This window comes from Streptomyces sp. NPDC029014 (genome assembly GCF_055564695.1).
In genome coordinates this window covers 97,167-116,773 of sequence record NZ_JBVHVT010000005.1, presented here as the reverse complement: position 1 = coordinate 116,773, position 19,607 = coordinate 97,167, and the positions used below count along the sequence as shown (strand labels likewise).

Here is a 19,607-nt window from a genome sequence, read left to right as displayed (position 1 = left end):
TACGCGACACCAAACAAGCGGGCGAAGACGAAAGGGGAGGGCAGAAAGAACAACCCCCCCCCCCCCCCCCCCCCCCCCCCCCCCCCCCGGGCCCCTTCGCATGCGGTGGGCCCCCTTCCGATCCCTTAAGTTGGTGATCGGCGGGGCACGACAGGACGGAAGAAACGGGTTGATGTCCGAAATGAACGCAGACAGCCGTGTGAGGCTCAACCGGACCCCCGAGTGGCTTGCCCTCGGCAAGCACCGGGAAGAGCTCGGACAGACGCATCTGCGCGAACTGTTCGAGGCGGCGCCGGGCCGGGGCACGGACTACACGCTGCGGGTCGGGGACCTGCACATCGACTACTCCAAGAACCTCGTGACGGACGAGACGCTGGCGCTGCTGCGGGAGCTGGCGGAGGCGACCGGAGTGGCCGCGCTGCGCGAGGCCATGTTCCGCGGCGAGAAGATCAACACCACCGAGGACCGGGCCGTCCTGCACACGGCGCTGCGCGCCGCCCCCGACGCGGTCATCGAGGTGGACGGCGAGAACGTCGTCCCCGGTGTGCACGCCGTCCTCGACAAGATGGCCGCGTTCAGCGACCGCGTGCGCTCGGGGGAGTGGACCGGCTTTACCGGCGAGCGCATCACCAACGTCGTCAACATCGGCATCGGCGGCTCCGACCTGGGCCCGGCCATGGCCTACGAGGCGCTGCGCGCCTTCACCGACCGCGACCTGACCGTGCGGTTCGTCTCCAACGTGGACGGCGCCGACCTGCACGAGGCGGTGCGCGACCTCGACCCGGCGCGGACCCTGTTCATCATCGCCTCCAAGACCTTCACCACCATCGAGACCATCACCAACGCCGAATCGGCGCGCGCCTGGCTGCTGGACGGCCTCGGCGGCGACCAGGCCGCCGTGGCACGGCACTTCGTGGCGCTGTCCACCAACGCCGAGAAGGTGTCGGACTTCGGCATCGACCCGGCCAACATGTTCGAGTTCTGGGACTGGGTCGGCGGCCGCTACTCCTTCGACTCGGCCATCGGCCTCTCCCTGATGATCGCGATCGGCCCCGGCCGCTTCCGCGAACTCCTGGGCGGCTTCCGGCTGATGGACGAGCACTTCCGTACCGCGCCCGCCGAGCAGAACGCCCCGCTGCTGCTCGGCCTGCTCGGGATCTGGTACGGCGCCTTCCACGGCGCCCAGTCGCACGCCGTCCTGCCCTACAGCCACTACCTGTCGCGGTTCACCGCCTACCTCCAGCAGCTCGACATGGAGTCCAACGGCAAGTCCGTGGACCGCGACGGCCGCCCGGTGGACTGGCAGACCGGCCCGGTCGTGTGGGGCACGCCCGGCACCAACGGGCAGCACGCGTACTACCAGTTGATCCACCAGGGCACGAAGGTGATCCCGGCGGACTTCATCGGCTTCGCCCACCCCGTGGCCGAACTGTCCCCGGCGCTGGCCGCCCAACACGACCTGCTGATGGCGAACTTCTTCGCGCAGACGCAGGCGCTGGCCTTCGGCAAGACCGCGGACGAGGTCCGCGCCGAGGGTGCGCCGGAGGCCCTCGTCCCGCACAAGACCTTCCGCGGCAACCACCCGACGACCACGATCCTGGCCGCCGAGCTGACCCCCTCGGTCCTCGGCCAGCTGATCGCGCTGTACGAGCACAAGGTGTTCGTCCAGGGCGCCGTCTGGAACATCGACTCCTTCGACCAGTGGGGCGTGGAGCTCGGCAAGGTCCTGGCCAAGCGGGTGGAGCCGGCCCTGACCGAGGGCGCCGACGTCCCGGGCCTCGACGCCTCGACCCGCGGCCTGGTGGCCGCGTACCGCTCGCTGCGCGGCCGTTCCTGACCTCGGCGGCGGCCGCCCGTGGCCGCCGCCGTCCGCGACGCGCGCCGAGGGCCCGCCCCCTCCCGGTGGATTCGGGGAGGGGGCGGGCCCTCGTGCATGCGGGCGGGGTCGGCTGCGGACCCCGCCCCGGGCCGGCCGGTGCCGCCCCGGGCCGGCCGGTGCCGCCCCGGGCCGGCCGGTGCCGCCCCGGGCCGGCCGGTGCCGCCCCGGGCCGGCTGGTGCCGCCCCGGGTCAGGCCGAGGCCGGCGGGTACATGCCCGCCGGGAGCTTCGCCGCCGCGGCCCGGTCCAGCAGCCACAGGGTGCGCGAGCGCCCGTACGCCGCCGCGGCCGGGGCCTGCAGCTCGCCCGCCCCGCCGAGCGCGATCGCCACCGCGCCCGCCTTGTCCTCGCCCGCCGCCAGCAGCCACACCTCGCGGGCCGCGCGGATGGCCGGCAGGGTCAGCGAGACGCGGGTCGGCGGCGGCTTCGGGGCACCGTGGACGCCGACGACCATGCGGTCGCTCTCGCGCGCCGCCGGGTGCTCCGGGAACAGCGAGGCCACGTGCGTGTCCGGGCCGACGCCCAGCATCAGCACGTCGAAGCGGGGCACCGGACCGTGGTCCTCCGGCTCCGCTGCCCGGCGCAGCTCCTCCGCGTACGCCGCGGCCGCCGCGTCCACGTCACTGCCGTACGGGCCGTCCGAGGCGGGCATCACGTGGACCCGCGCCGGGTCCACCGGGACCGCGTCGAGCAGCGCATCCCGGGCCTGGACGTGGTTGCGCTCGGGGTCGTCGGCCGGGACGTACCGCTCGTCGCCCCACCACAGGTCCAGGCGGGACCAGTCGACCGCGTCCCGGGCCGGGGCCGCTGCGAGCGCCGCGAGGAGCCCGTTGCCGTTGCGGCCGCCCGTGAGGACCACCGAGGCGCTGCCGCGGGCCGCCTGCGCGTCCACGATCTTCGTGATGAGCCGGGCGGCCGCGGCCTGGGCCATCAGCTCCTTGTCCCGGTGGACGACGACCTGGGGAGTCGTCATACCCATGTTGTTGCCGCCTTCTTCGTCAGGAAATGGCTCGGCCGCCGACCGGACCGCACCCCCGCGAACGGGGGGCGGACCGGCCGGCGGCCGTCGTGCTTCACTGCTTGGCCGAGGCCTTCTTGGCCGGCGCGGCCGCCTTGCCGGCGGACTTGCCGCCCTTGGCCGCGGACGCGGAACCGGCGGCGTCGGCCGCCGGGGCACCGGCTTCGGTGTCGGCGTCGGCGACGGCTTCGGCGACCGCCTCGGCCTCCGCCGCGGCCGCGGCGGGCGCCGCCCCGGTCGGAGCGGCCTGGGCACGGGCCGACTCCAGCTTCGCCACGCCGAACTTCAGCGCGGACGCATAGGTGTTGTCCGGGTCGAGCCGGCGCAGCTCCTCCGCCAGCAGCTCGGCCGTGTCGCGGCGCTTGAGCGCCACGCTCCGGTCGGGCTGGCCCGGCATGCGCAGCGTCGCCAGCGAACCGTCCGCCCGGTCCAGGACGATCTCGCCGTCCTTGGTCTCCAGGTGCACCGACGTCAGACCGGGGCCCGCCGACAGGGTGCGCCGGACGGGGACCTTCAGGCGGTCCGCCAACCACATGGCCAGCAGCTCGCAGCTCGGGTTCTCGTCCTCGCCCTCGACGACCGCCGAGACGATCTGGAAGGCCTGCTGGTCCAGGGCCGCCGCCAGCATGGAGCGCCACGGCGTGATCCGGGTCCAGGACAGGTCCGTGTCACCGGGGGCGTACGCGGCCGCCCGCCCCGCCAGCACCCCGATGGGGTCCTCGCAGGCGTACGTGTCCGCGATCCGGCGCTGGCCGAGCGCGCCCAGCGGGTTGCCCGCAAGGTCCGACGGGGCACCCTCCGGCCACCAGACGACCACCGGGGCGTCCGGCAGGAGCAGGGGGAGGACCACGGAGTCGGCGTGGTTGACCAGCTCACCGTGGAGGCGGAGCACCACCGTTTCACCCGAACCGGCGTCCGCGCCGACGCGGACTTCCGCGTCGAGACGGGCGTCGCGACGGCTGCGCGGCGAACGGCTGCCCCGCTTGATGACGACGATGATCCGCGAGGGGTGCTCGTGGGACGCGTCGTTCGCCGACTTGAGCGCGTCGTACGCGTTCTCCTCGTCGGTCACGATCACCAGCGTGAGGACCATGCCGACGGCCGGCGTGCCGATGTCCCGGCGTGCCTGCACCAGCGCGGCGTTGATCTTGCTGGAGGTGGTCTCCGTGAGGTCGATCTTCATGGCCGGCGCCAGCTCCGTCCGTCTCGTGCGAGCATCTCGTCCGCCTCGACCGGCCCCCAGGTACCCGCCGTGTACTGGGCGGGCTTGCCGTGCTTGTCCCAGTACTCCTCGATCGGGTCGAGGATGTTCCAGGAGAGCTCGACCTCCTGGTGGCGCGGGAAGAGGTTCGCGTCACCCAGCAGGACGTCGAGGATCAGCCGCTCGTAGGCCTCGGGGCTCGACTCCGTGAAGGACTCGCCGTACGCGAAGTCCATCGTGACGTCCCGGACCTCCATGGAGGTGCCGGGGACCTTGGAGCCGAAGCGGACCGTCACGCCCTCGTCCGGCTGGACCCGGATGACCAGGGCGTTCTGCCCCAGCTCCTCGGTCGCGCCCGACTCGAACGGCAGGTACGGGGCCCGCTTGAAGACCACCGCGATCTCGGTGACCCGGCGGCCCAGGCGCTTGCCGGTCCGCAGGTAGAACGGCACGCCCGCCCAGCGACGGTTGTTGATCTCCAGGCGGATGGCCGCGTAGGTGTCCGTCTTCGAGTTCGGGTCGATGCCGTCCTCTTCGAGGTAGCCGACGACCTTCTCGCCGCCCTGCCACGCGGAGGTGTACTGGCCGCGCACGGTGTGCTTGCCGAGGTCCTCGGGGATCTCGACGGCGCTGAGCACCTTCAGCTTCTCCGCCACCAGCGCCTTGGGATGGAAGGAGCCGGGCTCCTCCATCGCCGTCAGCGCGAGCAGCTGGAGCAGGTGGTTCTGGATGACGTCGCGGGCCGCGCCGATGCCGTCGTAGTAGCCGGCCCGGCCGCCGATGCCGATGTCCTCGGCCATGGTGATCTGCACGTGGTCGACGTACGACCGGTTCCAGATCGGCTCGAACATCGTGTTGGCGAAGCGGAGCGCCAGGATGTTCTGGACGGTCTCCTTGCCCAGGTAGTGGTCGATGCGGAAGACCTCGTCCCGGGGGAAGACCTCGTGGACGACCTTGTTGAGCTCCTCGGCGCTCTTCAGGTTGTGGCCGAAGGGCTTCTCGATGACGGCGCGCCGCCAGGAGCCCTCCTTCTGCGCCAGCCCGTGGTCCTTGAGCTGCTGGACCACCTTCGGGAAGAACTTCGGCGGCACGGACAGGTAGAAGGCGAAGTTGCCGCCCGTCCCCTGCTGCTTGTCGAGCTCCTCGATCGTCGCCTTCAGGGTCTCGAAGGCCTGGTCGTCGTCGAAGTCGCCCTGGACGAAGCGGCAGCCCTGCACCAGCTGCTGCCACACCTCTTCACGGAAGGGTGTGCGCGCGTGCTGCTTGACGGCCTCGTACACCTCCTGGGCGAAGTCCTCGTGCTCCCACTCCCGGCGGGCGAAGCCGATCAGCGAGAAGCCCGGCGGCAACAGGCCGCGGTTGGCCAGGTCGTAGACGGCGGGCATCAGCTTCTTGCGCGACAGGTCACCCGTAACGCCGAAAATGACCAGACCGGACGGTCCCGCGATGCGCGGGAGCCGCCGGTCCTGTGCGTCACGAAGCGGGTTCGCTCCGTTTACAGACAAAGTGCTCAGGCCTCCGTGGGAGCGAGGCGCTCCAGCTCCGCCTCGGTGGACTTCAGCAGGTCGTTCCAGGACGCCTCGAACTTGTCGACGCCCTCGTCCTCAAGCAGCTGCACCACATCGTCGTACGAGATGCCGAGCTTCGCGACCGCATCGAGCTCCGCGCGCGACTGCTCGTAGGTGCCGCGCACCGTGTCGCCCGTGATCTCGCCGTGGTCGGCGGTGGCCTCCAGGGTGGCCTCGGGCATGGTGTTCACCGTGTTCGGGGCGACCAGGTCGACCACGTACAGGGTGTCCTTGTACGCCGGGTCCTTGACGCCGGTCGAGGCCCACAGCGCGCGCTGCTTGTTGGCGCCCAGACGCTCCAGGGCGGCCCAGCGGTCGGAGGAGAAGACCTCCTCGTAGGCCTCGTAGGCCAGACGGGCGTTGGCGAGCGCGGCCTTGCCCTTCAGGGCCTTGGCCTCGTCCGTGCCCAGCGCGTCCAGGCGCTTGTCGATCTCGGAGTCCACGCGGGACACGAAGAAGGAGGCGACCGAGTGGATCTCGGACAGGTCCAGGCCCGCGGCCTTCGCCTTCTCCAGACCCGTCAGGTACGCGTCCATGACCTCGCGGTAGCGCTCCAGCGAGAAGATCAGCGTGACGTTGACGCTGATGCCCTTGCCGATGACCTCGGCGATCGCCGGCAGGCCGGCCTTGGTCGCCGGGATCTTGATCAGCGTGTTCGGGCGGTCCACCAGCCAGGCGAGCTGCTTGGCCTCGGCGATCGTCGCCGCGGTGTTGTGGGCCAGGCGCGGGTCGACCTCGATCGACACGCGGCCGTCCTGGCCGTCGGTCCGGTCGAAGACCGGGCGCAGGATGTCGGCGGCGTCGCGGACGTCGGCCGTCGTGATCATGCGGATGGCCTCGTCGACGGTGACCTTGCGGGCGGCCAGGTCCGCGAGCTGCTGCTCGTAGCCGTCACCGCTGCTGATCGCCTTCTGGAAGATCGACGGGTTGGTGGTGACGCCGACGACGTGCGACTCGTCGACGAGCTCCGCCAGGTTGCCCGACGTGATGCGCTTGCGGGACAGGTCGTCCAGCCAGATCGCCACGCCCTCGTCGGAGAGGCGCTTGAGTGCGTCTGTCATGGGAATTGCATCTCCTACTGGTGTTCGTACCGGCGTCAGCGCGCGGCTTCGATCGATTCCTTGGCGGCCGCGGCAACGGCCTCGGCGGTGAAGCCGAACTCGCGGAACAGCACCTTGGCGTCGGCCGAGGCACCGAAGTGTTCGAGGGAGACGATGCGGCCCGCGTCGCCCACGTAGCGGTGCCAGGTCAGGCCGATGCCGGCCTCGACCGCGACGCGCGCCTTCACGGCCGGCGGCAGGACGCTGTCCTTGTACGCCTGGTCCTGCTCCTCGAACCACTCGACGGACGGCATCGACACGACCCGGGTCGGGATGCCCTCGGCCTGCAGCGCCTCACGGGCGCCCACGGCGAGCTGGACCTCGGAGCCGGTGCCGATGAGCACGACCTGGGCGTTGCCGCCCTCGGCCTCGAACAGCACGTAGCCGCCCTTGGCCGCGTCCTCGTTGCGCTCGTAGGTCGGGACGCCCTGGCGGGTCAGTGCAAGGCCGTGCGGGGTGCCCTTGCCGAAGACCTTGGTGTGGCGCTTGAGGATCTCGCGCCAGGCGATCGCCGTCTCGTTCGCGTCGGCCGGGCGGACGACCGCCAGGCCCGGGATGGCGCGCAGCGAGGCGATGTGCTCGACCGGCTGGTGGGTCGGGCCGTCCTCGCCGAGGCCGATGGAGTCGTGCGTCCACACGTACGTCACCGGCAGGTGCATCAGGGCCGACAGGCGCACCGCGTTGCGCATGTAGTCGGAGAACACCAGGAAGGTGCCGCCGTAGATACGGGTGTGGCCGTGCAGGGCGATGCCGTTCATGGCGGCGGCCATGGAGTGCTCGCGGATGCCGAAGTGGATGGTGCGGCCGTACGGGTCGGCCTCCGGCAGCGGGTTGCCCTTCGGCAGGAACGAGGAGTTCTTGTCGATGGTGGTGTTGTTCGAGCCGGCCAGGTCGGCCGAGCCGCCCCACAGCTCCGGGATGACCGCGCCGAGGGCGGCGAGCACCTTGCCGGAGGCGGCGCGGGTGGCGACACCGGTGCCGGGCTCGAAGACGGGGAGCTTGTCCTCCCAGCCCTCGGGCAGCTCGTTGGCCTGGATGCGGTCGAACTCGGCCGCGCGCTCCGGGTTGGCGGTGCGCCAGGCGGAGAGGTCCTTGTCCCAGGCGGCCCGGGCCTCGCGGCCGCGGTCCAGCGCCTGGCGGGTGTGGCCGATGACGGCGTCGGAGACCTCGAAGGACTGCTCCGGGTCGAAGCCGAGGACGCGCTTGGTGGCCGCCACCTCGTCGTCGCCGAGGGCCGAGCCGTGGGAGGCCTCGGTGCCCTGGGCGTCCGGGGCGGGCCAGGCGATGATCGAGCGCATCGCGATGAAGGAGGGGCGCTCGGTCTCGGCCTTGGCGGCGGCCAGGGCCTCGTACAGGGCCTTGGGGTCGATGTCGCCGTTGGCCTGCTGCTCGATGCGCTGGACGTGCCAGCCGTACGCCTCGTAGCGCTTGACGGTGTCCTCGGAGACGGCCGTCTCCGTGTCGCCCTCGATGGAGATGTGGTTGTCGTCCCACAGCAGCACCAGGTTGCCGAGCTTCTGGTGGCCCGCGAGGGAGGAGGCCTCGGCGGAGATGCCCTCCTGGAGGCAGCCGTCACCGGCGATGCAGTAGACCATGTGGTCGAAGGGGGAGGTGCCCGCGGCGGCCTCCGGGTCGAACAGGCCGCGCTCGTAGCGGGCGGCCATCGCCATGCCCACCGCGTTCGCGACACCCTGGCCGAGCGGGCCGGTGGTGGTCTCGACGCCCTTGGTGTGGCCGTACTCCGGGTGGCCCGGGGTCTTCGAGCCCCAGGTGCGGAAGGCCTTGAGGTCGTCCAGCTCCAGGCCGAAGCCGGCCAGGTAGAGCTGGGTGTAGAGGGTCAGCGACGAGTGACCGGCGGAGAGCACGAAGCGGTCACGCCCGACCCAGTCCGGGTCCGCCGGGTCGTGCCGCATCACCTTCTGGAAAAGGGTGTAGGCGGCCGGGGCGAGGCTCATCGCCGTGCCCGGGTGGCCGTTCCCGACCTTCTGGACCGCATCGGCGGCCAGGATGCGGGCGGTGTCGACGGCCCGCTGGTCCAGATCGGTCCATTCGAGCTCTGTGGTCGTCGGCTTGGTGGTCACCGTGGGTCAGGGCTCCTCTCCAGATGTCGGTTCCCGGTCACGTACCGTGCACCGGCGATTCCGAGCCTACCCCCGCCGCGGCGTGCAGCTATTCGAGTGCGCGCAGTCCGTCAGAACGTTGCCGACCGCGATCGGACCAACACGAGGCGACCCCCGCGCAGGGCGCGCAGAGCGCAACGTCTAAAGTGGCGTGGTACGCGCAAGTCTTTACCGGTCCAACATGTCCGGAACTTGCTGGATTCTCTGTCAGGGGTGTGCGTGACGGCCGTCGAATCCCGTCCTTCGGGGGTGCTCGGGACGAGCCCCGGCCACCGGCCGTTCGGGGCCCGTGCGAAGGCTTTTGTGGCTTTGACCAAGCCGCGAATCATCGAACTTCTGCTGATCACCACAGTGCCGGTGATGTTCCTCGCGGAGCAGGGCGTGCCGTCGCTGTGGCTGGTCCTCGCGACCTGCTTCGGCGGCTACCTGTCCGCCGGCGGCGCGAACGCGCTGAACATGTACATCGACCGCGACATCGACGCGCTGATGGACCGCACGGCGCAGCGGCCCCTGGTCACCGGCATGGTCAGCCCCCGCGAGTGCCTGGTCTTCGGCATCACCCTGGGCGTGGTGTCGACGCTGTGGTTCGGGCTGCTCGTCAACTGGCTGTCCGCCGCCCTCGCCCTCGGCGCACTCCTCTTCTACGTCGTCGTCTACACGATGCTGTTGAAGCGGCGCACCACCCAGAACATCGTCTGGGGAGGCATCGCGGGCTGCATGCCGGTGCTCATCGGCTGGTCCTCGGTGCGCGACGAGGTCTCCTTGGCCGCCGTCATCCTCTTCCTCGTCATCTTCTTCTGGACGCCCCCGCACTACTGGCCGCTGTCCATGAAGGTGAAGGACGACTACGCGCGCGTCGGCGTGCCGATGCTGCCGGTCGTCGCCGGCAACCAGGCCGTCGCCCGGCAGATCGTCCTCTACAGCTGGGTGATGGTCGGCGTCTCGCTGCTGCTGACCCCGCTGGGCTACACCGGCTGGTTCTACACCGCGGTCGCGCTGGCGGCGGGCGGCTGGTGGCTCTGGGAGGCGCACGCGCTGCACGCGCGGGCGAAGGCGGGCGTGACCGGCGCGAAGCTCAAGGAGATGCGCCTGTTCCACTGGTCCATCACCTACGTGTCGCTGCTGTTCGTGGCCGTGGCCGTGGATCCCTTCCTCCGCTGATTACTCGCCGGTAGCATGCTGTCCATGGCTGACACCACCGCAGAGACCAAGAAGCAGGACCGGGCCGCCGCGAAGCTGGCCAAGCAGATCGGCGCCTTCGCGCGGCAGCACGGCGGCGCCGAGGGCCAGCTGGCGCACATCGGCCAGGCCGGCACCCGGATCGTGCTCGTCGGCACGGACGGCGGCTGGGGCGACCTGGTCGCCCCGAGCTACGCGGTGGCCGAGAAGGCCGCCGAGAAGGCCGGGCTCACCCTCCACGAGGAGTTCGACGGCGACTTCGCAGCCCGCGTGAAGACCGGCCCGTACGAGTGGACCCGGATGGCCGGCATCCAGCTCGGCGGGACGGCCAACCCGGCCGCCTGAGCCCGTACGGTGGCCGCTCGGTCAACAGCGCGAGCAACACCTCACACCCCGCTCACCCGTTAGGACGTGTGGAAGCCCCCCACGTCCGCAACGGGATGCCCGGATGATCGAAACGCCGCCCCTGGTGGACCAGTACTGCCACGGACTGCTCCGCACCGAGCTGGGCCTGGGCACCTTCGAGGCCCAGCTGTCCGCCCCGGCCGGGCCGCCCGCCCCCGGGACCACCTTCTTCGACACCCAGACCGGCTTCGCCGTGCGCCGCTGGTGCCCGCCGCTGCTCGGTCTGGAACCCCACTGCGCCCCCGCCCGGTACCTGGCCCGGCGGCGCGAACTCGGCGCGGCCGAGACCGGGCGCAGACTGCTGCGCGGCTCCGGCGTCGCCGCCCGCCTGGTCGACACCGGCGCGCCGGGCGACCTCACCGGGCCCAAGGAACTCGCCCTCGCGGGTGACGCCGAGGCCCTCGAACTCGTCCGGCTTGAGCCGCTGGCCGAGCAGGTCGCCGACACCTCGGGGACCGTCGCCGCCTTCCTCGCCAACCTCGCCGAGGCCGTCCACCACGCCGCCGCCGGCGCCGTCGCCTTCACCTGCGGCCCCGACGCGGGCTACCCCGCCGCCCTCGCCCACTGCGCCGAGCCGCCAGGACCGGGGGAGGTGCGCGGGGCCGCCGGGCGGTGGCTGGCCCAGCGCCCCACGGGCGGGGCCGTACGCGATCCCGTGCTGCTGCGACACCTGCTGTGGAGTGCGGTGGCGACCGGGCTGCCGCTCCAGCTGCACACGGGCGGCGGGGAGCCGGGGCGGCGGGCGGAGCAGGTCGATCCGGCGCTGCTGGCCGACTTCGTCCGGGCCACCGAGGGGCCGGGGAGCCGGTTGGTGCTGCTCGGCGGGTACCCGTACCACCGGCGCACCGCCCGACTGGCGGCCGCGTTCCCGCACGTCCACGCCGACCTGGGGGCGGCCCTCGCGCAGAGCGGCGCCCGGGCCCCGGCGGTCCTCGCCGAGCTGCTGGAGATCGTCCCGTTCGGCAAGCTGCTGTTCTCCAGCGGCGGGCGGCGGCTGCCCGAACTGCACGCGGTGGGCGCACTGGCGTTCCGGGAGGCGCTCGGCCGGGTGCTCGGCGGCTGGGTGGGGGAGGGGGCCTGGTCCCGGCGGGACGCCGAGCGGGTGGCCGCGATGGTCGCGGCGGGCAACGCCCGGCGGGTCTACCGGCTCGACGAACGCCCCTGACCCGGCCGGCGCCGCAGGAGCCGCGGGCACGACGGAGCCGGGCCGCCACGGAGGACGGCCCGGCTCGGGTGCGCGGTCAGCTGTCGGACCGGGCGGGTCAGAGAGCGGAGAGCTGCGGGTCGCTCTGCGCCGGGATCTCCGGCTGCTCCACCGGGCGCTCCCGCAGGCTCAGCGCCACGCGGAGCACCGCGATCCACACCAGGCAGGAGCCCAGCATGTGGGCGCCGACCAGGACCGCGGGCAGGTCCGTGAAGAACTGCACGTAGCCGATGGCGCCCTGCGCGAGGAGGACGAGGATCAGGTCCCGGGCGCGGGCCCGGGTGTCGTCCGGGGCGTCCACCACCCGCAGCACCAGCCACATGGCGACGGCGAGCGCGCACACCGCCCAGGCGGCCACGGCGTGCACGTGCGCCGTGGTCTCCCAGTCGAACGGCATGCGCGGCACCTCGCTGCTGTCCCCGGCGTGCGGCCCCGAGCCGGTCACCACCGTGCCCGCGGCGATCAGCACGACGGCGGCCGCGAGCAGGGCCCACGACAGCTTGCGCACCGGACCCGGCACCCGCGGCTTGGCGGCGCCGTCGCCCTCACGGGCGCGCTGCCAGGTGAGCGTGGTGACGGTGATCAGCGCGGTGGCGAGCAGGAAGTGCCCGGCCACGCTCCACGGGTTGAGCTTCGTGTGGACGGTGATCCCGCCGAGCACGGCGTTGGCACCGACGATCCAGAACTGCGCCCAGCCGAGCTTGGTCAGCGACCGGCGCCACGGCTTGGCGCACCGGGCGGCCAGGATGCACCAGCCGACGGCCGCGCTCACCACGTAGGTGAGCATGCGGTTGCCGAACTCGATGGCGCCATGGATGCCCTGGGCCTGGGTGGTGATCAGGCTGTCGTCGGTGCACTTGGGCCAGGTGTCGCAGCCCAGACCGGATCCGGTCAGCCGCACGGCGCCGCCGGTGACGACGATGACGACGGTCATGGCGAGTGCGGCGAGTGCGGCACGCTGGACGATCCGGGGTGAGGGCGTCCAGCGGGCGGCGAGGTAGGCGAGGGGGTTAAACACGCCCCTATCGTAGGCGGCCCCTTGTGCAAACTTTCACGAGGGGGTCGCCTCGGGGCCGCCCCCGCGCGGTTCGGGGCCGACGAGCAGCCGGAACCGGGCCCCGGAGGGATCGCCCTCCTCGTGCCACCAGACGAGGACGCGCCAGTAGGCGCTGTCACCGGGATGGTCCGGGGACGCCCGGAAGCTCCGTACGAGTTCGGTCCCGATGTCCTCGGCCGTCCGGTTCCGCACTTCGGCGCTGCCGCGCCAGGGGTCCCCCTGGGCCTCCCACAGCCCGTCGGGGCCGCGCACCTCGACGCGCCACACCGCCAGCCACGGGGTGACGTCCAGCATCGTCCCCACCTGCTCGGCGTCCAGCCGCAGCCGGTCCGCGATCACGGCCTCGGCCGCCCCGCCGACCCGGGCCGCCACCACCGCCTGCGGCAACAGCCGCTCGGGCAGCAGCCCCCGCCCGCGCAGGTTCACCAGCGCGTCGAGGGACAGCAGGCGCAGCCGCAGCCCGAGCTGCCGGCCGATGTGGTCGAGGGCCTCCTCCGCCTCCCGGGCCTCCTCCGGGCCGGGGCCGGCGAGCAGCATCCGGCGGAAGCCCTCCTCGGCGTCCACCGCCCACGCCACCGCCTCCTCGGCGAGGCCCAGCTCCGCCAGCCGGTCCGCGAGGAACACCTCGGCCTGTGCCAGACCCCGCCGGTTGACCGGGTCCTCCCGGTCCAGGCCGCCCCAGACCTCCACCGCGGCGCGGGTCAGGTCCCGGGCCCGCTCGCCCGCCGCCCGCTCGATGGCGCTCGGGCCGTGCTCCGCCGCCGCGCCCAGCGGGTAGCGGGGGAGCCGGTCGGCGTCGCTGAGCGGCCAGGCCAGCCACACCCCCTGGTTGATCAGTCCCCGCGCGTACCAGCGGGCGTACTCCGGAGCGTGCCCGGCGGCCTGCTGCGCGTACCGCAGGCCCTCCTCGATCGCCGCCAGCGCCCCGGCCCGGTCCCCGCCGGAGAACCGGCGGGCCGCCAGGTCGCCCAGCCGCAGCCCGAGCCGCGCCGCGCACTCGGGATCGCCCGCGGCCGGCTCCCGCAGCGCGGCGATCAGATCCCCGAGCAGCGCCTCCGCCGCGGCGTACTCGGCCGGCTCCGCCCCCGACCGGATCCGTGTCCACTGTTCGTCCAGCCGCAATGCGGCTTCCCGTTCCCCCATCTGTCCGCCCCCCGGCGTTCTGGTGGGCGCCGCCCCTGTACGGCGGCGCCGGTGGTCAGCATGACCAACGTCCGGAGGCCGGGAATCACTCCCAGCGGAAGAGCTTCCCGGCGGCGCCCAGGCCGAGGACGGCCCACCCGGCCAGCACGGCGACGTCGTCCCACGGCAGCGCGGCCCCGTGCCGGAGCACCTCGCGCAGCCCGTCGGACAGGGCCGAGATCGGCAGCAGGCCGAGTACCGCCTGGACCGCGCCGGGGAACTTCTCCAGTGGCACGATCACCCCACCGCCCACCAGGAGCAGCAGGAACACCAGGTTCGCGGCGGCCAGCGTCACCTCGGCCTTGAGCGTGCCCGCCATCAGCAGCCCCAGCCCGGAGAACGCGGCCGTGCCCAGCAGGAGCAGCAGCGCCACCGACAGCGGGTTCCCCTGCGGGGACCAGCCCAGGCCCAGCGCGATCACGGTCAGCAGTACGACCTGGAGCACCTCCGTGACCAGCACGGACAGCGTCTTGGCGGCCATCAGCGCCCAGCGCGGCAGCGGCGAGGCGCCGAGCCGCTTGAGCACGCCGTAGCGCCGGTCGAAGCCGGTGGCGATGGCCTGACCGGTGAAGGCGGTGGACATCACGGCGAGCGCGAGCACGCCCGGGGCCAGGAAGTCCACGGACTTCCCGTCCCCGGTGTCGACGATGTCGACCACGGAGAACAGGGTCAGCAACAGCGCCGGGATGATCACCGTCAGCAGCAGCTGCTCCCCGTTGCGCAGCAGCATCCGGGTCTCCAGCGCCGTCTGGGCGAGGATCATGCGGGACACGGGCGCGGCCCCCGGGCGGGGGGCGAACGTACCGGTGCTCATGCGCGCAGCTCCTTACCGGTGAGCTCCAGAAAGACGTCTTCGAGGGTGTGCCGCTCCACCGAGAGGCTGTCCGGCATGACCCCGTTCTGGGCGCACCAGGAGGTGACGGTGGCCAGCAGCTGCGGGTCGACGTCGCCGGTGACCCGGTAGACGCCCGGGAGGAGCTCGGCGGCCTGGGTGCCGTCGGGCAGCGCCTTGAGCAGGGAGGCGAGGTCGAGGGAGGGGCGGCCGGTGAAGCGCAGGGTGTTCTCGGCGCCGCCGCGGCACAGCTGCTCGGGGCTGCCGTGGGCGATCACCCTGCCGGCATCGATGACGGCCACCTCGTCGGCGAGCTGCTCGGCCTCGTCCATGTGGTGGGTGGTGAGCACGACGCCGACCCCGTCGGTGCGCAGTTCCCGTACGAGCTCCCAGGTCGCGCGGCGGGCCTGCGGGTCCAGGCCCGCGGTCGGCTCGTCCAGGAAGACCAGTTCCGGGCGGCCCACCACGGCCATGGCCAGCGACAGGCGCTGCTGCTGGCCCCCGGAGAGCCGGCGGTAGGGGGTACGGCCGCAGCCGCCGAGCCCGAGCCGCTCGACCAGGCCGTCCACGTCGAGGGGGTCGGCGTGGAGCCGGGCCATGTGGCGCAGCATCTCGACGGCGCGGGCCCCGGAGTAGACGCCGCCGGACTGGAGCATGACGCCGATCCGCGGGCGCAGGGCCGCGGCCTGGGCGAAGGGGTCGAGGCCGAGGACGCGCACGGTCCCGGCGTCGGGGCGCAGGTACCCCTCGCAGGTTTCGACGGTGGTCGTCTTGCCCGCGCCGTTGGGGCCGAGGACTGCGGTGACCGAGCCCCTGCGGACGGTGAGGTCGAGACCGTCGACCGCCGTTTTGGGGCCGTACCGCTTCACCAGTCCGCGGATCTCCACGGCGGGGTCGTTGCTCATGCGGGTGAGTCTACGGAGCGGTAGGGCTGCTCAGGGGCGTCGGGGCAAGGTTCCCCCGACCGGGCATCACCGCTGGCCAGGCGCCTGGGTACCGGCCCTTTCCTCACTCTCCGTACATAGGTTAGGTGACCCTTAGTGATGGAGGACACCAGGCGTGGCGTCCGTCACGGCTTGTCGGTCCTCAGGTAATTACGCAACAATGGCGTTGTGAAATACGGCGAACGGCTGATGGAGACCCCCCAGGGGGAGCTCGCTACCGGGGAGCGGTCAACCCGCAACCGGGTCGCGCGGTCCATCCTGGACCACGGTCCGTCCACCGTCGCCGACCTCGCCGCGCGCCTCGGCCTCACCCAGGCCGCCGTCCGCCGCCACCTCGACACGCTCGTCACCGACGACGTCGTCGAAGCACGTGAGCAGCGGGTGTACGGCACGCGCACCCGAGGCCGGCCGGCCAAGGTCTTCGCGCTCACCGACTGTGGCCGCGACGCCTTCGACCAGTCCTACGACTCGCTCGCCGCGGACGCCATGCGCTGGATCGCGCAGTCGGCCGGCGGGGGCGAGAAGGGCGAGGCGGCCGTGGCCGCCTTCGCCAGGGCGCGCATGGAGGCCCAGGCCGAGGCGTACCGCAGGTCGGTCGACGCAGCGGCCCCCGCGGACCGCACCGAGGCCCTTGCCAAGGCGTTGACCGCGGACGGGTACGCTGCTACGGCGAAGAGCGCTCCCGGTCCGCACAGCGGTGAACAGCTCTGCCAGCACCACTGCCCGGTGGCCCACGTAGCCGAGCAGTTCCCGCAGCTCTGCGAGGCGGAGACCGAGGTCTTCTCCCGTCTGCTCGGGACCCATGTGCAGCGCCTCGCCACCATCGCGCACGGCGACGGGGTGTGCACCACCTTCATCCCGCGTGGCGCGGGCACAGCACAGTCCAACACATCAGCATCTGCAAGCACGGCCGGGAGGAACCCCGCATGACCACGGAGACTGCTCACCCTGAGCTCGAGGGTCTGGGCAACTACGAGTACGGCTGGGCCGACTCCGACGAGGCGGGCGCAGCTGCCAAGCGAGGCCTGTCGGAAGAGGTCGTCCGGGACATCTCGGGGAAGAAGAACGAGCCCGAGTGGATGCTGAAGCTCCGCCTCAAGGGCCTGAAGCTCTTCGACAAGAAGCCCATGCCGACCTGGGGCTCCGACCTGTCCGGCATCGACTTCGACAACATCAAGTACTTCGTGCGCTCCACCGAGAAGCAGGCCGCTTCCTGGGAGGAACTGCCCGAGGACATCAAGAACACGTACGACAAGCTCGGCATCCCGGAGGCGGAGAAGCAGCGCCTCGTCGCCGGTGTCGCGGCCCAGTACGAGTCCGAGGTCGTCTACCACCAGATCCGCGAGGACCTGGAGGAGCAGGGCGTCATCTTCGTCGACACCGACACCGCGCTGAAGGAGCACGAGGAGCTCTTCAAGGAGTACTTCGGCACCGTCATCCCGGTCGGCGACAACAAGTTCGCCTCGCTGAACACCGCCGTGTGGTCGGGCGGCTCCTTCATCTACGTGCCGAAGGGCGTGCACGTGGAGATCCCGCTCCAGGCCTACTTCCGCATCAACACGGAGAACATGGGCCAGTTCGAGCGGACGCTGATCATCGTCGACGAGGACGCCTACGTCCACTACGTCGAGGGCTGCACCGCCCCGATCTACTCCTCGGACTCGCTGCACTCCGCCGTGGTCGAGATCATCGTGAAGAAGGGCGGCCGCTGCCGCTACACGACGATCCAGAACTGGTCGAACAACGTCTACAACCTGGTCACCAAGCGCGCCGTGGCCTACGAGGGCGCGACCATGGAGTGGATCGACGGCAACATCGGTTCCAAGGTCACCATGAAGTACCCGGCCGTCTACCTGATGGGCGAGCACGCCAAGGGCGAGACCCTGTCCATCGCCTTCGCGGGCGAGGGCCAGCACCAGGACGCCGGCTCCAAGATGGTCCACATGGCGCCGAACACCTCCTCGAACATCGTCTCCAAGTCGGTGGCGCGCGGCGGTGGCCGCACCTCCTACCGCGGCCTGGTCGAGATCGGCGAGGGCGCGGCCGGATCGAAGAGCAACGTCCTGTGCGACGCCCTGCTCGTCGACACCATCTCCCGCTCCGACACCTACCCGTACGTCGACGTCCGCGAGGACGACGTGACGATGGGCCACGAGGCGACCGTCTCCAAGGTCTCCGAGGACCAGCTCTTCTACCTGATGGCCCGCGGCCTGAGCGAGTTCGAGGCCATGGCGATGATCGTGCGCGGCTTCGTCGAGCCGATCGCCAAGGAGCTGCCGATGGAGTACGCGCTGGAGCTCAACCGGCTGATCGAGCTGCAGATGGAGGGCTCGGTCGGCTAGTCCCGGCCGCCCCCGCAGCACATTCTTTGACGTAGGCAGTGTTCTTTCAAGAGAGTGAGCAGAACGACAGCCATGGCTGATGCTCAGAACATTCCGGTGGGCTCCACCACCGCCGGCTCCATCGCGGTGGCCGCCGAGTCCACCGTCGCCACCCGGATGAGCGCGCCGCCGTCCTTCGACGTGGCGGACTTCCCCATCCCGCACGGCCGCGAGGAGGAGTGGCGCTTCACCCCGCTGGGGCGGCTGCGCGGACTCCACGACGGCACCGCCGTGGCCAACGGCAGCATGAAGGCGCAGATCGACGCGCCCGAGGGCGTCACCGTCGAGTCGGTCGAGCGCGACGACGAGCGCATCGGCAAGGCCGGCACCCCGGTGGACCGGGTCGCCGCCCAGGCCTTCTCCTCGTTCGCCAAGGCCACGGTCGTCACCGTGCCCAAGGAGACCGTGCTCGCCGAGCCGATCCGCATCGCCCTGCATGGCGAGGGCGGCACGACCTTCGGCCACACCGTCTTCGACATCAAGCCGTTCGCCGAGGCGATCATCGTCATCGACCACACCGGTGACGGCGTGCGCGCCGCCAACGTCGACGTCCTCGTCGGCGACGGCGCCAAGGTGACCTTCGTGTCCGTGCAGGACTGGGACGACACCGCCGTCCACACCTCCCAGCACAACGCGCTGCTCGGCCGCGACGCCAGCTTCAAGTCGGTCGTCGTCACCTTCGGCGGTGACGTCGTCCGCATCCACCCGCGCGTGCGCTACGCCGGCCCCGGCGGCGAGGCCGAGATGCTCGGCCTGTACTTCACCGACGCCGGCCAGCACCAGGAGCACCGCCTCCTGGTCACCCACGACGCCCCGCACTGCAAGTCCCACGTGGTCTACAAGGGTGCGCTCCAGGGCCAGGACGCCCACGCCGTCTGGATCGGCGACGTCCTGATCGAGAAGAGCGCCGAGGGCACCGACACCTACGAGATGAACCGCAACCTCGTCCTCACGGACGGCGCGCGCGTCGACTCGGTGCCGAACCTGGAGATCGAGACCGGCGAGATCGTCGGCGCCGGCCACGCCTCCGCGACCGGCCGCTTCGACGACGAGCAGCTGTTCTACCTGCAGGCCCGCGGCATCCCCGCCGACGAGGCCCGCCGCCTGGTCGTGCGCGGCTTCTTCGCCGAGCTCGTCCAGCAGATCGGTGTCGACGACATCGAGGAGCGCCTCATCGCCAAGATCGAGGCCGAGCTCGAGGCGTCCGTCTGATGACGACCTACATCAAGGCCTGTGCGCTGAGCGAGCTGGAGGAGAACACCCCCAAGCGGGTGGAGCTCGACGGCACGCCGGTGTCCATCGTGTCCACCGAGGGATCGGTGTACGCGATCAACGACATCTGCTCGCACGCGAACGTCTCGCTCTCGGAGGGCGAGGTCGAGGACTGCATGATCGAGTGCTGGCTGCACGGATCGGCCTTCGACCTGCGCACCGGCAAGCCGTCCGGCCTGCCCGCGACGCGCCCCGTTCCCGTATACCCCGTAAAGATCGAAGGGGACGACGTGCTCGTCTCCCTCACCCAGGAGTCCTGAGGCACC

Annotated in this window: 17 protein-coding genes; 8 read left to right on the top strand and 9 right to left on the bottom strand. The window is 71.7% G+C overall.

Annotated elements, in window-relative coordinates; genetic code table 11:
- Positions 1–181: 181 nt before the first annotated feature.
- Complete coding sequence (gene pgi / locus ACZ4VL_RS04530) at positions 182–1,837, top strand: glucose-6-phosphate isomerase (RefSeq protein WP_468195842.1); 1,656 nt, start codon at positions 182–184, stop codon at positions 1,835–1,837.
- A gap of 231 nt (positions 1,838–2,068) precedes the next feature.
- Here the strand turns inward: pgi and pgl are convergent, their stop codons facing one another.
- From pgl to tkt, 5 genes are all read right to left on the bottom strand, one after another.
- Positions 2,069–2,851 (bottom strand): 6-phosphogluconolactonase, encoded by a 783-nt coding sequence (gene pgl, locus ACZ4VL_RS04525; RefSeq protein WP_468195840.1) that lies wholly within the window; start codon positions 2,849–2,851, stop codon positions 2,069–2,071.
- A 100-nt stretch (positions 2,852–2,951) separates the two neighbouring features.
- Entirely contained in the window at positions 2,952–4,079 is a 1,128-nt protein-coding gene (gene opcA, locus ACZ4VL_RS04520; RefSeq protein WP_468195740.1) for a glucose-6-phosphate dehydrogenase assembly protein OpcA, read from the bottom strand.
- Entirely contained in the window at positions 4,076–5,602 is a 1,527-nt protein-coding gene (gene zwf, locus ACZ4VL_RS04515) for a glucose-6-phosphate dehydrogenase (protein WP_468195738.1), read from the bottom strand. The genes opcA and zwf overlap by 4 nt, the downstream gene beginning before the upstream one ends.
- A 5-nt stretch (positions 5,603–5,607) precedes the next feature.
- Entirely contained in the window at positions 5,608–6,726 is a 1,119-nt protein-coding gene (gene tal, locus ACZ4VL_RS04510; protein WP_468195736.1) for a transaldolase, read from the bottom strand.
- 35 nt (positions 6,727–6,761) lie between these two features.
- Positions 6,762–8,846, bottom strand: coding sequence for a transketolase (gene tkt, locus ACZ4VL_RS04505; RefSeq protein ID WP_468195734.1), 2,085 nt, complete (start codon positions 8,844–8,846; stop codon positions 6,762–6,764).
- Between the two features lie 252 nt (positions 8,847–9,098).
- Between tkt and ACZ4VL_RS04500 the strand changes: the two genes are divergently transcribed.
- The 3 genes from ACZ4VL_RS04500 to ACZ4VL_RS04490 all read left to right on the top strand — a co-directional run bounded on the left by ACZ4VL_RS04500 (position 9,099) and on the right by ACZ4VL_RS04490 (position 11,634).
- A complete protein-coding gene (locus tag ACZ4VL_RS04500) occupies positions 9,099–10,046 on the top strand; it encodes a heme o synthase (RefSeq protein WP_468195838.1) in 948 nt (315 codons plus the stop codon).
- 24 nt (positions 10,047–10,070) lie between these two features.
- Positions 10,071–10,409, top strand: coding sequence for a hypothetical protein (locus ACZ4VL_RS04495; RefSeq protein ID WP_404242156.1), 339 nt, complete (start codon positions 10,071–10,073; stop codon positions 10,407–10,409).
- A 103-nt stretch (positions 10,410–10,512) separates the two neighbouring features.
- Positions 10,513–11,634 carry an amidohydrolase family protein gene (locus ACZ4VL_RS04490; protein WP_468195731.1) on the top strand — a complete coding sequence of 374 codons (1,122 nt, stop codon included), beginning with the start codon at positions 10,513–10,515 and terminating at the stop codon, positions 11,632–11,634.
- 97 nt (positions 11,635–11,731) lie between these two features.
- Here ACZ4VL_RS04490 and ACZ4VL_RS04485 read toward each other — a convergent pair whose 3' ends face one another.
- The 4 genes from ACZ4VL_RS04485 to ACZ4VL_RS04470 form a co-directional block, all read right to left on the bottom strand.
- On the bottom strand, positions 11,732–12,691 hold the full coding sequence (locus ACZ4VL_RS04485) for a COX15/CtaA family protein (RefSeq protein WP_468195728.1): 960 nt from the start codon (positions 12,689–12,691) through the stop codon (positions 11,732–11,734).
- Between the two features lie 33 nt (positions 12,692–12,724).
- A complete protein-coding gene (locus ACZ4VL_RS04480; protein ID WP_468195726.1) occupies positions 12,725–13,873 on the bottom strand; it encodes a hypothetical protein in 1,149 nt (382 codons plus the stop codon).
- 85 nt (positions 13,874–13,958) lie between these two features.
- Positions 13,959–14,726, bottom strand: a complete 768-nt coding sequence (locus ACZ4VL_RS04475; RefSeq protein ID WP_468195724.1) for an ABC transporter permease — start codon at positions 14,724–14,726, stop codon at positions 13,959–13,961.
- Positions 14,723–15,649 carry an ABC transporter ATP-binding protein gene (locus tag ACZ4VL_RS04470; protein WP_468195722.1) on the bottom strand — a complete coding sequence of 309 codons (927 nt, stop codon included), beginning with the start codon at positions 15,647–15,649 and terminating at the stop codon, positions 14,723–14,725. Before ACZ4VL_RS04470 ends, ACZ4VL_RS04475 begins: the two co-directional genes overlap by 4 nt.
- 228 nt (positions 15,650–15,877) lie before the next feature.
- Here ACZ4VL_RS04470 and ACZ4VL_RS04465 point away from each other — a divergent pair, with 228 nt between their 5' ends.
- From ACZ4VL_RS04465 to ACZ4VL_RS04450, 4 genes are all read left to right on the top strand, one after another.
- Positions 15,878–16,618: a helix-turn-helix transcriptional regulator gene (locus tag ACZ4VL_RS04465; protein WP_468195836.1), complete on the top strand. Its 741-nt coding sequence runs from the start codon at positions 15,878–15,880 to the stop codon at positions 16,616–16,618.
- Entirely contained in the window at positions 16,615–18,030 is a 1,416-nt protein-coding gene (gene sufB, locus ACZ4VL_RS04460; RefSeq protein WP_468195720.1) for a Fe-S cluster assembly protein SufB, read from the top strand. The genes ACZ4VL_RS04465 and sufB overlap by 4 nt, the downstream gene beginning before the upstream one ends.
- Before the next feature lie 72 nt (positions 18,031–18,102).
- On the top strand, positions 18,103–19,281 hold the full coding sequence (gene sufD / locus ACZ4VL_RS04455; RefSeq protein ID WP_468195718.1) for a Fe-S cluster assembly protein SufD: 1,179 nt from the start codon (positions 18,103–18,105) through the stop codon (positions 19,279–19,281).
- Positions 19,281–19,601, top strand: a complete 321-nt coding sequence (locus ACZ4VL_RS04450; RefSeq protein WP_361087783.1) for a bifunctional 3-phenylpropionate/cinnamic acid dioxygenase ferredoxin subunit — start codon at positions 19,281–19,283, stop codon at positions 19,599–19,601. The genes sufD and ACZ4VL_RS04450 overlap by 1 nt, the downstream gene beginning before the upstream one ends.
- The last annotated feature ends 6 nt before the right edge of the window (positions 19,602–19,607 follow it).

Excerpts from the sequence above, each read along its gene's own strand:
- sufD (WP_468195718.1), top strand. The coding sequence starts at position 18,103 with ATGGCTGATGCTCAGAACATTCCGGTGGGCTCCACCACCGCCGGCTCC.
- pgl (WP_468195840.1), bottom strand. The coding sequence starts at position 2,851 with ATGACGACTCCCCAGGTCGTCGTCCACCGGGACAAGGAGCTGATGGCC.
- ACZ4VL_RS04480 (WP_468195726.1), bottom strand. The coding sequence starts at position 13,873 with ATGGGGGAACGGGAAGCCGCATTGCGGCTGGACGAACAGTGGACACGG.
- ACZ4VL_RS04465 (WP_468195836.1), top strand. The coding sequence starts at position 15,878 with ATGGAGACCCCCCAGGGGGAGCTCGCTACCGGGGAGCGGTCAACCCGC.
- pgi (WP_468195842.1), top strand. The coding sequence starts at position 182 with ATGAACGCAGACAGCCGTGTGAGGCTCAACCGGACCCCCGAGTGGCTT.
- tal (WP_468195736.1), bottom strand. The coding sequence starts at position 6,726 with ATGACAGACGCACTCAAGCGCCTCTCCGACGAGGGCGTGGCGATCTGG.
- sufB (WP_468195720.1), top strand. The coding sequence starts at position 16,615 with ATGACCACGGAGACTGCTCACCCTGAGCTCGAGGGTCTGGGCAACTAC.
- ACZ4VL_RS04495 (WP_404242156.1), top strand. The coding sequence starts at position 10,071 with ATGGCTGACACCACCGCAGAGACCAAGAAGCAGGACCGGGCCGCCGCG.
- ACZ4VL_RS04470 (WP_468195722.1), bottom strand. The coding sequence starts at position 15,649 with ATGAGCAACGACCCCGCCGTGGAGATCCGCGGACTGGTGAAGCGGTAC.
- opcA (WP_468195740.1), bottom strand. The coding sequence starts at position 4,079 with ATGAAGATCGACCTCACGGAGACCACCTCCAGCAAGATCAACGCCGCG.
- ACZ4VL_RS04450 (WP_361087783.1), top strand. The coding sequence starts at position 19,281 with ATGACGACCTACATCAAGGCCTGTGCGCTGAGCGAGCTGGAGGAGAAC.
- ACZ4VL_RS04490 (WP_468195731.1), top strand. The coding sequence starts at position 10,513 with ATGATCGAAACGCCGCCCCTGGTGGACCAGTACTGCCACGGACTGCTC.
- ACZ4VL_RS04475 (WP_468195724.1), bottom strand. The coding sequence starts at position 14,726 with ATGAGCACCGGTACGTTCGCCCCCCGCCCGGGGGCCGCGCCCGTGTCC.